Here is a 13767-nt window from a genome sequence, read left to right as displayed (position 1 = left end):
GCCCCGCAGCCTAAGGCTGCCGGGCCTTCACGCCTTGCCTCAAGACGGCACACGGCGCAAGGGCCGCGACATCAGCCCCGGGTGCCAGGCTGGCGATAGAACATATGCGCGCCAATGGCGGCGGTCTGCGGGAAGCGGCGTGCCCAGCCGGGACGAACCCCGCGGGTGTGGAAATGGGTGGCGCCGTCGGTCAGCGCCCGGGGCGCGCCGTCCAGCATCAGCCGGGCAATGCGGCCGGCAATGGCGCGCGGCCCCGACTCGCCCATCCGGTTCGAGTGGCTGTCGCAGACATAGCTGAACTGGCAAGCCCCGCCGCCGCGCTGTTTGACCACACCGCAGATCGAGCGCGGATAAAGCCCGCTGTCGGCGCGGTTCAGGATCACCTCGGCCACGGCGAACTGGCCCTTGATGGTTTCGCCGCGCGCCTCGAAATAAATGGCCTCGGTCAGGCACTGCCAGTTTTCATCGCCCTTGGGTTCGGGCAGGGTCATCAGCCAGGCGGCCGAATATTGGACCAGGGGGTCAAACTTGGGCTCCATCGCCTTCAGCTTGACCTTGGGCACCGCCTGAACTTCGGGTCCGGCCGCGATGGCCGCCAGGGTTTCCCCCGACAGGCCGCCAAGGCGGCTTTTCTCTGCACCAAGCAGGGCCCCCATCTGGGAGGCGATCACCGCATCGGCGGGGGTATTCTTGTCGCTGCGCGACACATCGGCATCGGCCGCCTGAGCGAGGGCCCAAATCGCCACAAGGGCAAGGCCCGTCAACTTCCGCAAGCTCGTCATAAGGTTTCCAGACCGTTACTACGCAGAAGACGGGCCACGCATGGCCCGCCTTGGTGTTGTGGCGGCGAGGTAGGCGGAAGCGGCGGGCCGGTCCAGCGGCGTTGCAAATTTAGCACATATTTTGGGCTCTGATCGGCGCTTTCCTGCCGAAACAGTTAATGTATCACTTGAGGATATTCAGTCAGTGACCTGATTTACATCACGAATTGGATCGGCCTTCCGTTTCGGAAAGCGCCAGGTGCGCCGCAGCAAGCCGCGCCATCGGCACCCGATACGGGCTGCAGGAAACGTAATCGAATCCCGCCTTGCGGCAGAAGGCGATTGATTCCGGGTTGCCGCCATGTTCCCCGCAGATCGACAGCGTAAGGTCTGGCCGGGTTTCGCGGCCACGCTCTGCGCCCATCAGAAGCAGCTCTCCGACCCCGTCCACATCCAGAATGTGGAACGGGTCTTCGGGGAAGACCCCCTGCTGGACATAGGTGTTCATGAAGCGCCCGGCATCGTCGCGCGACAGGCCATAGGTCATCTGCGTGAGGTCATTGGTGCCGAAGGACAGAAAGGCGGCGTGCTGGGCAATCTCGCCCGCGCGCAGGGCCGCGCGCGGCGTTTCCACCATGACGCCCAGCTTGTAGTCGAATTCGGCCTTGGCGCGGCTGCGCACCATGGCCGCCACGGCGTCGATGCGCGCCTTCACCAGTTCCACCTCGCGGCGGGCGCTGACCAGCGGGATCATCACCTCGGGCACGACGGGCGCACCACGGCGGGCGCTTTCCAGCGTGGCCTCGAAAATCGCCTGGGCCTGCATGTCATAGATTTCCGGCAGGACAATGCCCAGCCGCACCCCGCGCATCCCCAGCATCGGATTCACTTCCGACAGCGCCTCGGCGCGGCGGGTCACTTCGGACAGCGGGCGGTCCAGTGCTTCGGCCAGATCACGCAGACCTTCGCGGCCCGAGGGCAGGAATTCGTGCAAGGGCGGGTCGAACAGGCGGATGCAGACCGGCTTGCCCTCCATGATTTCGAAAAGTTGAACGAAATCAGCCCGTTGCATGGGCAAAAGCCGCGCCAGCGCCGCTGCCCGGTCGCCGGGCGTATCGGCGAAGATCATCTCGCGCATGACGACAAGGCGATCTTCTTCAAAGAACATGTGCTCGGTCCGGCACAGGCCGATGCCCTCGGCCTCGAACTTGCGGGCGGTGGCGGCGTCGGCGGGCGTGTCGGCATTGGCGCGCACGCCGATGTCACGGAAGGTATCGGCCCAGTTCAGCAACAGGCGGAAACTTTCGTCCAGCGCGGGCGGCAGCATCTCGGCCGCGCCGGCCATCGCCTCGCCCTTCGAACCGTCGATGGTGAGCACGTCGCCTTCGGCGAAGACCCGGCCATCGGGCGCGGTCAGCCGGCGTTCGCGCAGGTCAAGCCGCATGTCCGAGGCCCCCACCACGCAGGGCAGGCCAAGCCCGCGGGCGATGACCGCCGCGTGGCTGGTCATGCCACCGCGTTCGGTCAGAACGGCGACCGAAGAGTGCATACCGCGAATATCCTCGGGCGCGGTTTCCTTGCGCACCAGGATGCAGGGTTCGCCGCGCGCCGCACTGGCCTGCGCGGCGTCAGAGGTAAAGACCAGCCGGCCTGTCGCCGCGCCGGGGCTGGCGGCAATGCCGCGGGCGATCACGTCGCGCGGACCGCGCGGATCAACCTGATGGTGCAGCAGTTCCGACAGCGCGCGCGGCTCCACCCGCAGCACCGCCTGTTCCTTGGGGATGACGCCATCCTCGGCCAGCGCCACGGCGATGCGCAGGCCGGCGCGGGCGCTGCGGGCGACCTTGACCGCATCCAGCACGAACAGATGACCGTCCTCGATGGTAAATTCGATCTGCATCTCTTCGCGCAGGCCCACGCGGCAGATGGCGCCAAAGCGTTGCAGGTCGGCAAAGATGTCCGGCGCCACGTCCTCCAGCGACGGGCCGCGGGCGTCTTTCGTCAGATAAAGCGACTCGCGCGCCGACAGGGCGGCGCGGCCCTGGCTTTGGTTCAGGTAGCGGCCGGTCACCCGGGCCTGCCCGGTGACGCTGTCGACGAACTGGATCACGCCCGAGCCGGAGAGCCCCTGCCCGAAGCCCTGCGCCATGTCCTGCACCACCAGCCCCAGCGCAGCATCGGCGGGCGCGCCCTTGGCGGCGCGCAACAGCCGGGCCGAGGTGCCTTCCCAGGCGCGGGACATGCTGCGCAAGACTTCCGACAGTTGGCGGGCGGAATCTTGCGGGAAGGCTTCGTCGGTCTCAACCTCGTAAAGCCGCAGGACTTCGGCCAGCGCCCCCGGTCCGGGCTTTACATCTTCGAACAAATCCGGGTCAAGGCGGGCGACGTGGATCGCGTATGCTTGCACAAATCGAACATAAAGCGCATCAGCGGCGGTTTCGCCATGCGTCTCGGCCAGACGGGCGTGGCGGGCGGCGTTCAGGCCGATGTTCAGCACGCTGGCGGGGCCACCCCAATCCAGATTGGCCGGCGATCCGCGCACCGACACCAGCGGGCTTGGGCCGAAACAGGCCAGGATACCCGCTGCATCGGCCGTATGGCCAGCGGCGATGGAGCGCACGGTGAAGGACGGCAACGCCACGGATTTCGGCACCGGCAGGTCAAGCCGCACCAGCCGCTGCAGGCATTTCGCCTTCCAGCCGTGAACCGCCTCGGAGATCCGAGCGGTGGGAGTCACTTCGATGAACTCGGGTATCGGGTCGTGTTTCTGCACTGCGGCATCCTTTGGGCACATGCAGCATACGCCGTTTACCCTTTCGCGCAAGCAAGACGAATGGGCAGTCTGCCGCGAAATGCCCGAAAGTCAGGCATTCCGTGGCTTTGGCCGCGCCTTTGGCGGATCAGCCGTCCAGCCGGGTCAGGTCGGCCACGCCGGAACAGACGCTGCGGATGCGGTGCAGCAGGTTCAGGCGGTTGCGCCGGATGATCGGATTGTCGCTGTTGATCTGGACGGCGGTGAAGAAGGCGTCGATGGGGCCGCGCAGCGCGGCCATGGCGGCCATGGCGGCGGGGAAATCCTCGGCCGCCATCGCCGGGCCAATCTTCGCTTCTGTGGCGTCGAGGGCTGCGAACAGCGCCTGTTCCTCGGGGCCTTCGGCAAACTTGGGATCGGCGCCGAAGGAATATTCCACCCCGTCCTTCTGTTCGGCCTGCGTCAGGATGTTGTTCGCGCGCTTGAACCCCTGGATCAGGTTCGCCCCGTCCTCGGTCTTCAACGTGTCGGCCAGCGCGGTGGCGCGCTTGACCAGCAGCGTCAGGTCATCATTGCCGGGCATGGCAAGGCAGGCGTCGATGATGTCATGACGGATGCCTTGGTCGCGGAGATAGACCTTGAGACGGTCGTGGAAGAAGGCGAGGAGGTCGGCGGTAAGATCGGAATCGCGCTTGGACGGTTCCCAAGTTGAAAGCCTGCCCGCAACAATAATGGGCTCAATGGCCGGCTTTACGCCCTGCGCGGCAAGCGACATGCGCACCCCATTCCCCAGCACCAGCCGGATCACCCCCAGCGCGGCGCGGCGGAGGGCGAAGGGGTCTTTGCTGCCGGTGGGCTTTTCGTCGATGGCCCAGAAGCCGGTCAGCGTGTCGATCTTGTCGGCCAGCGCCACGGCCACCGAAACGGGTTCGGTCGGGACGGTGTCCCCCTCTCCCTTGGGCCGCCAGTGATCGCGCGCGGCGTTGGCCACGGCGTCGCCAAGGCCCGCTTCAAGCGCGTAATACCGGCCCATGATGCCTTGCAGTTCGGGGAATTCGCCCACCATGGCAGAGCGCAGGTCCAGCTTGGCCACGCGGGCGGCTTTTTCGGCGGTGTCGGCATCGGCGCCGACCAGCGGCGCGATTTCGCGCGCCAGCGCGGCGATGCGGTCAATCCGGTCGGCCTGAGAGCCCAGCTTGTTGTGGAAGGTCACGGCTTTCAGCCCTTCGGACCATTCCGCCATGCCGGCGCGGGCGATGCGCAGGTCGTTTTCCCAGAAGAAGCGCGCGTCGGACAGGCGGGCAGCCAGCACCTTCTGGTTGCCCTTCAGGATGGTGGCGCCGTGGTCGGGCGTTTCGATGTTCGCCACGGTGACAAAACCCTCGATCCGGCCGGTGCGGGGGTTCTTCACCGAGAAGAACTTCTGGTGTTCCTTCATGCTGGTTTGCAGCACTTCGGGCGGCAGGTGCAGGAAATCATCGGCAATGCGGCCCATCAGCGGCACCGGCCATTCGACAAGGCCGGCCACTTCGGTCAGCAGGCCGCGATCCTCGACCAGTTCCATCCCGGCGGCGAAGGCCAGGTTCTGCGCGCCCGACCACAGGACGGCCTCCCGCTCGGCACTGTCCAGCAGGACATGCGCCTTGCGCAGCTTGGCGGCGTAATCGTCAAAGCCGGTGACGGTGAAGCGGCCGATGCCCATGAAGCGGTGGCCTTCGGTGCTGTCGCCGGCGGTGATGCCGTCCACGGTCAGCGGCACGACCTCATGCCCGGTTTCGTCAGACAGGATGCAGAGGATGGAATGCAGCGGCCGCACCCAGCGCAAGCTGCCCGCGCCCCAACGCATGGATTTGGGCCAGGGGAAATTGCGGATCGTGGCTTCCAGCACCTCGGCCACGATGTCGGGCGCGCGGCGGCCGGGCTTTTCGATCACGGCGAAGAACACCTCGCCCTTCTTGTCGGCGCGGCGTTCCAACTGGTCCAGCGTCAGGCCGGTGGAGCGGAGGAACCCCTCAAGCGCGGCGGCGGGCGCGGTGGTGTTGGGGCCCTTGCGTTCCTCGCGCACGGGACGCGATTCGGCCGTCAGGCCTTCGACCATCAGCGTCAGGCGACGCGGGGTCGAGAAGGCCCCGGCAGAGGCATAGGTCAGCCCTGCCTCGACCAGCCCGTCGGTGACCAGCTTTTTCAGCGTGTCGCGGGCCATGCCCTGCATCCGCGCCGGGATTTCCTCGGAAAACAGTTCGATCAGCAGGTCGGGCATCAGTTCTTCCCTTTGGCGGGGGGCGGCGGGCAGCCGTCAGGCAGGGCGCGTTCTTCGTAATGCGCGCTGCCACATTCATTCATCTGGTGCCAGGCAAAGGCCCGGCCATCGGGCAGCACGGCGACCACGCGGTCGATGCCGTATTCCGGCAGGTGTTCCGACAGGAAGGCCAGCGCCGTGCCGCTTTCCAGCGCGCGGGTGATTTCGCCCGCGTCATAGCAGGAAAACCACGATGGCCCGACCAGCGGGGTGGGCTTGTCATAAAGGCGGTAGGTTTCGGTCAGCATCGCCTGGCTGAGCGGCGTGGTGAAACAGGCACGGAACCGCAGCGGGCTGCTATCGGCATCAATGCCGGTCACGTTTTCGGCCACGATCACCTCGGGCGTGTCGCCCGCGATGGGCATCAGCCGGATTTCCTGCCCCGGAACAAATGCCACAGGTTCATAATAGGCATGTTCCTGCTGCCACCAGACCGCCACCCCGGCCACCAGCGCCAGCATCACAAGGGCCCCTGCCGCAACCTTGCCCCCATTCACGCCACGGCCTCCACCGCATCGGCACCGGCTTCGGTCTGGCGGAAGGCATCGGCGCATTTCTTGGCCAGCGCGCGCACACGGCCGATATAGGCCTGCCGTTCGGTGACAGAGATCACGCCGCGCGCATCCAGAAGGTTGAACAGGTGGCTGGCCTTGATGCACTGGTCATAGGCGGGATGCGCCATGATGATGCGCTTGCCGGTCTTGGGATCGTCGGGCGGAAAGTCCAGCAGGCGCTGACATTCGGCCTCGGCATCCTCGAAATGGCGGAACAGCATCTCGGTCGTGGCGCCGTCGAAGTTGTGGCGGCTGTATTCTTCCTCGGTCTGGCGGAAGATGTCGCCATAGGTCAGCGCGATGGGCGTCTGCGGGTCGTTGAACGGCATGTCCATCACATGGTCGATGCCTATGACATACATCGCCAGCCGTTCCAGCCCATAGGTCAGCTCGCCACTGACCGGCTTGCAGTCATGCCCGCCGACCTGCTGGAAATAGGTGAACTGGCTGACTTCCATCCCGTCGCACCAGACTTCCCAGCCCAGGCCCCAGGCGCCCAGGGTGGGGCTTTCCCAGTCATCCTCGACAAAGCGGATGTCGTGCAGGCCAAGGTCGATGCCGATGGCGGCCAGGCTGCCCAGATACAGTTCCTGCAGGTCGGGCGGCGAGGGTTTGATGATGACCTGATACTGGTAGTAATGCTGCAGCCGGTTGGGGTTTTCGCCATACCGGCCATCGGTCGGCCGGCGCGAGGGCTGCACATAGGCCGCCGCCCAGGGCTTTGACCCCAGTGACCGCAGCGTGGTGGCCGGGTGGAAGGTGCCGGCGCCCACTTCCATGTCATAGGGTTGCAGGATGGCGCAGCCTTTGGACGCCCAGTAGGATTGCAGCCGCAGGATGATTTCCTGAAAGCTTTTAGGCGTATCGGTTCCCGTGGCCATGGCGCACCCTTCGTCAGACGCTGACCTCCTAGTCCCTCGGCCCCCGAGGGTCAATTCCCCGGCACCGGGGGCAAAGCCGTCTTTGCGGGCCTTGCCCTTGCGGGGACCATGGCTAATGTGACCCGTCAGTGACCATGCCGGGCGCCCTGCCCGACAGGAGAGGATTGTGCCCGAATGATGCCTGCCCTGCGTGCCGCCGCCCTTCGCCCTCTTGCCGCGCTGGCGGTTCTGGCGGTTGGCCTTGTGATGATGGCCGCCCTGCCCGCCCGTGCGCAGGACAAGGTGTGGCTTCAGATCGAGGCGCAGCCGACCGAGGAAAAGGCGCTTGCGCGCGCCGAAGCCTATGCCGGCGCCTTCCCCGAAACCCAGGGCTACCGGCTGCGGTCGGGCTGGTTCGGCATCGTGCTGGGCCCCTATGGCGTGGCCGAAGGCGCGGCGCAACTGAACGCGCTGAAGCGGGAAAACCTGATCCCGTCGGACAGCTATATCACCGACGGGGCTGAATTCCGCGAGCCGTTCTGGCCGGCGGCAGGCACCGCGCCGGCGGCAGAACCGGCGGCCGAGCCGGACACGGCGGCCGAAGCGCCCGCCCCCGCCGATCCGGTCGCCGCCGCGCCGGACCCGGAACCCACGGCCCCCGTGGCGGTTGACGTGCCCGAGGAAACGCTGGCCGAAGCCCGCGCTTCCGAGGCGGCGCTGCCGGAAGCAGACCGCAAGCTGCTGCAATCGGCGCTGGAATGGTTCGGCTTCTATCAGGGCGGCATCGACGGCGCCTTCGGGTCGGGCACCCGCAAGTCGATGGCCGCCTGGCAGGACAGCCTTGGGCTGGAGCCGACGGGGGTGCTGACCACCCGCCAGCGCGCCACGCTGGTGGCCAATTACCAAAGCGAGATGGATGAATTCGGCTTTGCCACGGTGAACGAAACCGAATCCGGGATCGAGGTTACGCTGCCGCTGGCGCTGGTCGAGTTTGACCACTACGAGCCGCCCTTCGTGCATTTCCGCGAAAAGAACGGCTCGGGCCTGTCGATCGTGCTGATCTCGCAGCCGGGCGACCTGGGGTCGTTCTACGGGCTTTATGATCTGTTGCAGACGCTGGACGCGATGCCGGTGACGGGGGAACGCAGCCGCACGGAAAAGGAATTCCGCATCCATGGCGTTTCGGCCACCCATGACAGCACGGCCTATGCCCGGTTCGAACGTGGCTTCATCAAGGGCTGGATGGTGATTTCCACCCCCGCCACCGCGGAAAGCGACGCGCGGGTGCTGTCGGTGCTGGAATCCAGCTTCCGCGGCGTGGGCGATACGGCGCTGGACCCCGGCCTTGTGCCGCTGGACGAGGCAGCGCGGCGCGGGCTGCTGGCCGGGCTGGACGTGCGCAAGCCGAAGTTCAGCCGGTCAGGGTTTTACATCGGGGCCGATGGCACGGTGCTGACCACGATCGAGGCGGTGGAAAGCTGCGGCCAGGTCACCATCGAACGCGATCAGGATGTGACGGTGAAACTGACCGATGCCGCCAGCGGCCTTGCCGTGCTGACCCCGGCCCGCCCGCTGTCGCCGCCCGGCTTTGCGGCGTTCCAGCTTGCGCCTGACAGGCTGGGAACCGAGGTGGCGGTGGCCGGCTATTCCTACGAAGACCGCCTGCCCGCCCCGGTGCTGACCTATGGCACGCTGGAAGAGGCCAAGGGTCTGGACGGCGCGGCCGGCGTCAAGCGGCTGGCGCTGCTGGCGCTGGATGGCGATGCCGGCGGGCCGGTGGTCGATCCGACCGGCGCGGTGCTGGGGATGCTGCAGCCCGCGCCGAAAGACACGGGCCGGGTGCTGCCGGCGGGCGTGTCCTTTGCCACCGACGCGGCAAGCATTGCCAGCGTTCTGAAGGCGGCGGGGGTGAGCGTTACCGAATCCACCGCGACCGGCGCGCTGCCGCCCGAAGACCTGTCGAAACGCGCCATCGACATGACGGTGCTGGTGTCCTGCTGGGACTGACGCGCGCGCCGGCCCCCGGAAGCGGGGGCCGGGTTGGGTGGACGCGGCCTTAGCCGGCGCTGACGCCCGCTTCGGCAAAGGTCGCCATGCCGGAATGGGTGGCAACCGCCCCCTTGATGACGCCCAGCGCCAGCGCGGCGCCCGACGCCTCGCCCAGACGGAGGCCCAGCGACAGAAGCGGTGCCTTGTCCAGCGCGGCCAGAAGGCGGGCGTGGGCACCTTCGGCGCTTTGGTGGCCGGCGATGCAATGGTCCAGCGCGCCGGGCCGCGCCCTGTGCAGCACCGCCGCCGCCGCGCAGGAAATGAAGCCGTCCAGCACCACCGGCACCCGATGCGCGCGCGCTGCCAGATAGGCGCCGGTCATCGCCGCCACCTCGCGCCCGCCCAGGCGGCGCAGCACTTCGAACGGATCGTCCAGATGGCCCGCGTGGCGTTCCAGCCCCGCCTCGACCGTGGCGGCCTTGCGCGACAGGCCGGCATCATCGACGCCCGTCCCGCGCCCGGCCCAGCCAAGGCCGCCGAACAGCGCCGCCGCCAGTGCGGCCGCCGTGCAGGTATTGGCAATGCCCATCTCGCCCGCGATGAAGATGTCCGCCTCGGGATCGACGGCGTTCCAGCCGGCGGCCAGCGCCTCGACCAGCTCATCCTCGGTCATGGCGGGGCCTTCGGTGAAATCGGCGGTCGGCCGGTCCAGCGACAGTTCATGCACAGCCATGCTGGCCCCGAACGCCTTGCACAACTGGTTGATCGCCGCCCCGCCGGCGCGGAAATTCGCCACCATCTGCACCGTCACCTCGGGCGGGAAGGCCGAGACGCCGCGTGCGGCGATGCCGTGATTGCCGGCAAAGATGGCCACCTGCACCCGGTCGGCCTGCGGAATGGCGCGGCCCTGCCAGCCGGCCAGCCAGAGCACCAGCGATTCGAGCCGCCCCAGCGCCCCCGGCGGTTTGGTCAGCACCGCATCGCGCGCCTGCGCGGCCGCCTGAGCCCCGGCATCCGGCGCGGGAAGGCTGTCCAGAACGCGGCGGAAGGCGGCAAGGCTGGCGGGGGTGTTCATGGATCTCTCCCTGGTTGAACTGCTGAGGCGAAGGGGCTACCCCAAGCGCGCCGCAAGGACCAGCCGGGAAAGGACCGCCCCCATGAACCGCGACACCCTGTCCCCCCTGACCGATGCGCTGCTGTCGGCGCTGGGGCTGATGACCCGGCTGCCCCTGCCCGACCACCGCGCCAAGGGCGCAGAGGCGGCCTGGGCCTGGCCGCTGGCCGGGGCGGTGATCGGCGGGCTGGCGGCGCTGGCGCTGTGGGCCTGCCACCTGCTGGGCCTGCCGCCCGGCCCTTCGGCAGCGGCGGCGCTGGTGGTGCAGGCGCTGGTGACGGGCGCGCTGCACGAGGACGGGCTGGCCGACACCGCCGATGGCCTGCTGGGCGGGCGAACCCGCGAGCGGCGGCTGGACATCATGAAGGACAGCCGGATCGGCAGTTTCGGGGCGGTGGCGCTGATCCTGATCCTGCTGGCGCAATGGTCGGCCCTGTCGGGGCTGGTTGCCGGCGGCGGGGCGGCGGCGGCGCTGATCGCGGCGGCCGTGCTGTCGCGGGCGCCGATGGCGGTGCTGATGTCGGCCCTGCCGCCCGCCCGCAGCAACGGCGTTTCCGTGGCGGTCGGCCGGCCTTCGGGCAGCGTCACCCTGTCGGGCGCGGCGCTGGCGCTGGCTGTTGCGCTGCTGCTGGCCGGCCCTGCGGCGCTGCTAGCCGCGCTGCTGGCGGCGGCGCTGACCGCGGGCCTTGGCCGTGCGGCGCAAACCCGGATCGGCGGGCAGACCGGCGACATTCTTGGCGCGGCACAGCAACTGTCCTTCACCGTGGCGCTTGCGGTCTTTGCCTGAGCGCAGATCCGCACAGCCACCCTGCACCACAGCCCTCTGGCCTTCTGCGGCCCTCCGCGCTATTTCCGGCACCACTCCCCAAGGACAAGGCCCATGTCTGATCTTCGCACCGACTATTCCGATGCCATCTCTTCGGTGGAAGAGATCATCGAGGACGCCCGCAACGGGCGCATGTTCATCCTCGTCGATCACGAGGACCGCGAGAACGAGGGCGACCTTGTGATCCCGGCGCAGATGTGTACCCCGGCCGCCATCAACTTCATGGCCACCCATGGCCGCGGGCTGATCTGCCTTGCCCTGCCGGGCCGCCGGATTGACGCGCTTGGCCTGCAGTTGATGAGCACGAAGAATTCGTCGCGCCATGAAACCGCGTTCACCGTCTCGATCGAGGCGCGCGAAGGCGTGTCCACCGGCATCAGCGCCGCCGACCGCGCCCGCACCGTAAGCGTTGCCATCGACCCGACCAAGGGCGCGTCGGACATTGCCACGCCGGGCCACATCTTCCCGCTGCGCGCCCGTGACGGCGGCGTTCTGGTGCGCGCCGGCCATACCGAGGCCGCGGTCGATGTCAGCCGGCTGGCCGGGCTGAACCCTTCGGGCGTGATCTGCGAGATCATGAACGATGACGGCAGCATGGCCCGGCTGCCCGACCTGATTGCCTTTGCCCAGAAGCACGGGCTGAAGATCGGCACGATTTCCGACCTGATCGCCTATCGCCGCCGGCATGACAATCTGGTCAAGGAAACCGCCGTGCGCGCCGTTACCTCGGTGCATGGCGGCGACTGGCTGATGCGCGTCTATACCGATGAAACCCAGGGGGCTGACCATGTGGTCCTCAGCAAGGGCGACCTCAGCACCGATGCGCCGGTTCTGGTGCGTGTCCATGCGCTGAACCCGCTGGAAGACGTGCTGGGCATCGGCGCCACCTCGGGTGCGCTGCCCGCCGCGATGCGGCTGATCGCGGCCGAGGGCCGCGGCGTCGTGGTCCTGCTGCGCGACACCACGATGAAGATGGTGGGCGAAGGCGAACATTCGCCGCAAACCCTGCGCCAGTACGGGCTTGGGGCCGAGATCCTGTCGGCGCTTGGGCTGAAGACCATCACCCTGGTGACGAATTCCAAGGCACCGCGCGTTGTCGGGCTGGAAGGCTATGGCCTTTCCATCGCCGGCACCCACCCGATAACCGAGTGATCCAGATGGCCACGGCCGAAACCCATTACACCCTGCCGCTGCCCCGCTTCGACCAGCCGGTGAAACTGCTGATCGTGGTCGCGCCCTATTACCGCGATATTGCCGACAACCTGATCGCGGGCGCCCGCGCCACCGCCGAAAAGGCCGGGGCGACGGTGGACCTGATTGAGGTTCCCGGCGCGCTGGAAGTGCCCACCGCGATTGGCATGGCCGAGCGGATGGCCGAATATGACGGCTATGTTGCGCTTGGCTGCGTGATCCGGGGCGAGACCACGCATTACGACACAGTCTGCAACGATTCGAGCCGCGGCATCACCCTGCTGGGATTGCAGGGCGCCTGCATCGGCAACGGCATCCTGACGGTGGAAAACCGCGCGCAGGCCGAAGTGCGCGCCGATCCGGCGGGGCAGGACAAGGGTGGTGGTGCCGCTGCGGCAGCCTTGCACCTGATCGCGCTTTCCCGCACCTGGGCGACCGCCAAGAAGGGGATCGGGTTCCGCGCATGACCACTGCAACCGAAAGACGCCAGATGAAATCGGCCGCCCGGCTTTATGCCGTGCAGGCGCTGTTCCAGATGGAAGCCTCGGGCCAGGCCGTCAAGGCCGTGTGCCGCGAGTTCGAGACCCACCGTTTCGGCGCCACCTATGACGAGGGCGAGTTTGCCGAAGGTGACGTGGACCATTTCCGCAAGCTGGTGGAAGAAGCGGTGAACTGGCAGGCGATGATCGACCAGTTGACCGACCGCGCTCTGGTCGCCAAATGGCCGATTGACCGCATCGACCCGGTGCTGCGGGCGCTGTTCCGCGCCGCCGGGGCCGAGATCACCCAGATGGACACGCCTCCCAAGGTGACGATCACGGAATATGTCGATGTGGCCAAGGCCTTCTTCCCCGAGGGCAAGGAAGCCAAGTTCGTGAACGCCGTGCTGGACCACATGGCCCGCGAAGCCAAGCCGGCCGCCTTCTGATGCGTCACCGGGGCGGGCTGCGCCCCGCAAGGAAAGGAACCCGGACATGAAGCGCCTGTTTCCCGCCGTTTTACCCGCCCTGATGATTGCCGCCGCCATGACAACCGCCTGCACCCCCGCCGAAACCGCCGAGATCGGCGGCGAATGGCACCTGATCGGGCTGGACGGGCAACCGGCCAAGGCCCCGGCCTCGATCGACTTTGCCGCTGACGGCAAGGTCACCGGCAAGGCGCCCTGCAACCGCTATTTCGGCAGCTACAGCGGCACGCTGCCGCAGATTGCCTTCGCGGCCATGGGGGCCACGCGGATGGCCTGCCCCGACCTTGACGCCGAGACCGCCTATTTCAACGCGCTTCAGACCGTGACCGCCGCAGAGGTGACCACGGACCGCCTGCTGCTGACCGGCCCAGAGGGCCGCGTTCTGGAGTTTGTGCGCGACCTGTCCAAGGGTCTGCCCTGCCAATCCTGCACCAAGGACTGATCGCGCCGGAGC

12 protein-coding genes are annotated in these 13767 nt (G+C 67.6%); 6 read left to right on the top strand and 6 right to left on the bottom strand.

Annotation, left to right across the window (positions count from 1 at the left end; genetic code table 11):
* Nucleotides 1-71: 71 nt before the first annotated feature.
* From B6K69_RS16735 to B6K69_RS16715, 5 genes are all read right to left on the bottom strand, one after another.
* A complete protein-coding gene (locus tag B6K69_RS16735) occupies nt 72-782 on the bottom strand; it encodes a cell wall hydrolase (protein WP_108644605.1) in 711 nt (236 codons plus the stop codon).
* A 199-nt stretch (nt 783-981) separates the two neighbouring features.
* Nucleotides 982-3534 carry a putative PEP-binding protein gene (locus tag B6K69_RS16730; RefSeq protein ID WP_108644987.1) on the bottom strand — a complete coding sequence of 851 codons (2553 nt, stop codon included), beginning with the start codon at nt 3532-3534 and terminating at the stop codon, nt 982-984.
* 127 nt (nt 3535-3661) lie between these two features.
* Nucleotides 3662-5773 carry a glycine--tRNA ligase subunit beta gene (gene glyS, locus B6K69_RS16725; RefSeq protein WP_108644604.1) on the bottom strand — a complete coding sequence of 704 codons (2112 nt, stop codon included), beginning with the start codon at nt 5771-5773 and terminating at the stop codon, nt 3662-3664.
* On the bottom strand, nt 5773-6273 hold the full coding sequence (locus B6K69_RS16720) for a DUF6446 family protein (RefSeq protein WP_108644603.1): 501 nt from the start codon (nt 6271-6273) through the stop codon (nt 5773-5775). Before B6K69_RS16720 ends, glyS begins: the two co-directional genes overlap by 1 nt.
* 32 nt (nt 6274-6305) lie before the next feature.
* Nucleotides 6306-7247, bottom strand: coding sequence for a glycine--tRNA ligase subunit alpha (locus B6K69_RS16715; RefSeq protein WP_108644602.1), 942 nt, complete (start codon nt 7245-7247; stop codon nt 6306-6308).
* A 174-nt stretch (nt 7248-7421) separates the two neighbouring features.
* Between B6K69_RS16715 and B6K69_RS16710 the strand changes: the two genes are divergently transcribed.
* Nucleotides 7422-9233, top strand: a complete 1812-nt coding sequence (locus tag B6K69_RS16710; RefSeq protein WP_228156768.1) for a serine protease — start codon at nt 7422-7424, stop codon at nt 9231-9233.
* Nucleotides 9234-9282: 49 nt separating this feature from the next.
* On the opposite strand, the gene cobT is transcribed toward B6K69_RS16710, so the two are convergent.
* Complete coding sequence (gene cobT, locus B6K69_RS16705) at nt 9283-10290, bottom strand: nicotinate-nucleotide--dimethylbenzimidazole phosphoribosyltransferase (RefSeq protein WP_108644601.1); 1008 nt, start codon at nt 10288-10290, stop codon at nt 9283-9285.
* A gap of 82 nt (nt 10291-10372) precedes the next feature.
* On the opposite strand from cobT, the gene cobS reads away from it, so the two are divergent.
* The 5 genes from cobS (at nt 10373) to B6K69_RS16680 (ending at nt 13755) form a co-directional block, all read left to right on the top strand.
* Entirely contained in the window at nt 10373-11116 is a 744-nt protein-coding gene (gene cobS, locus B6K69_RS16700) for an adenosylcobinamide-GDP ribazoletransferase (RefSeq protein WP_108644600.1), read from the top strand.
* 93 nt (nt 11117-11209) lie between these two features.
* On the top strand, nt 11210-12307 hold the full coding sequence (gene ribB, locus B6K69_RS16695; protein ID WP_108644599.1) for a 3,4-dihydroxy-2-butanone-4-phosphate synthase: 1098 nt from the start codon (nt 11210-11212) through the stop codon (nt 12305-12307).
* Between the two features lie 5 nt (nt 12308-12312).
* Nucleotides 12313-12813, top strand: a complete 501-nt coding sequence (locus tag B6K69_RS16690; protein ID WP_108644985.1) for a 6,7-dimethyl-8-ribityllumazine synthase — start codon at nt 12313-12315, stop codon at nt 12811-12813.
* Nucleotides 12810-13274 (top strand): transcription antitermination factor NusB, encoded by a 465-nt coding sequence (nusB, locus tag B6K69_RS16685; RefSeq protein ID WP_107672042.1) that lies wholly within the window; start codon nt 12810-12812, stop codon nt 13272-13274. The genes B6K69_RS16690 and nusB overlap by 4 nt, the downstream gene beginning before the upstream one ends.
* Before the next feature lie 46 nt (nt 13275-13320).
* A complete protein-coding gene (locus B6K69_RS16680) occupies nt 13321-13755 on the top strand; it encodes an META domain-containing protein (RefSeq protein ID WP_108644598.1) in 435 nt (144 codons plus the stop codon).
* Nucleotides 13756-13767: the final 12 nt, after the last annotated feature.

The organism is Pseudogemmobacter blasticus (genome assembly GCF_003071405.1).
Lineage (GTDB): Bacteria > Pseudomonadota > Alphaproteobacteria > Rhodobacterales > Rhodobacteraceae > Pseudogemmobacter > Pseudogemmobacter blasticus.
Note: the sequence above shows the minus strand (reverse complement) of the source record. Positions and strands in the feature narration are given on the sequence as shown.

Excerpts from the sequence above, each read along its gene's own strand:
- B6K69_RS16720 (WP_108644603.1), bottom strand. The coding sequence starts at position 6,273 with ATGCTGGCGCTGGTGGCCGGGGTGGCGGTCTGGTGGCAGCAGGAACAT.
- glyS (WP_108644604.1), bottom strand. The coding sequence starts at position 5,773 with ATGCCCGACCTGCTGATCGAACTGTTTTCCGAGGAAATCCCGGCGCGG.
- cobS (WP_108644600.1), top strand. The coding sequence starts at position 10,373 with ATGAACCGCGACACCCTGTCCCCCCTGACCGATGCGCTGCTGTCGGCG.
- B6K69_RS16690 (WP_108644985.1), top strand. The coding sequence starts at position 12,313 with ATGGCCACGGCCGAAACCCATTACACCCTGCCGCTGCCCCGCTTCGAC.
- ribB (WP_108644599.1), top strand. The coding sequence starts at position 11,210 with ATGTCTGATCTTCGCACCGACTATTCCGATGCCATCTCTTCGGTGGAA.
- cobT (WP_108644601.1), bottom strand. The coding sequence starts at position 10,290 with ATGAACACCCCCGCCAGCCTTGCCGCCTTCCGCCGCGTTCTGGACAGC.
- B6K69_RS16715 (WP_108644602.1), bottom strand. The coding sequence starts at position 7,247 with ATGGCCACGGGAACCGATACGCCTAAAAGCTTTCAGGAAATCATCCTG.
- B6K69_RS16735 (WP_108644605.1), bottom strand. The coding sequence starts at position 782 with ATGACGAGCTTGCGGAAGTTGACGGGCCTTGCCCTTGTGGCGATTTGG.
- nusB (WP_107672042.1), top strand. The coding sequence starts at position 12,810 with ATGACCACTGCAACCGAAAGACGCCAGATGAAATCGGCCGCCCGGCTT.
- B6K69_RS16710 (WP_228156768.1), top strand. The coding sequence starts at position 7,422 with ATGATGCCTGCCCTGCGTGCCGCCGCCCTTCGCCCTCTTGCCGCGCTG.
- B6K69_RS16680 (WP_108644598.1), top strand. The coding sequence starts at position 13,321 with ATGAAGCGCCTGTTTCCCGCCGTTTTACCCGCCCTGATGATTGCCGCC.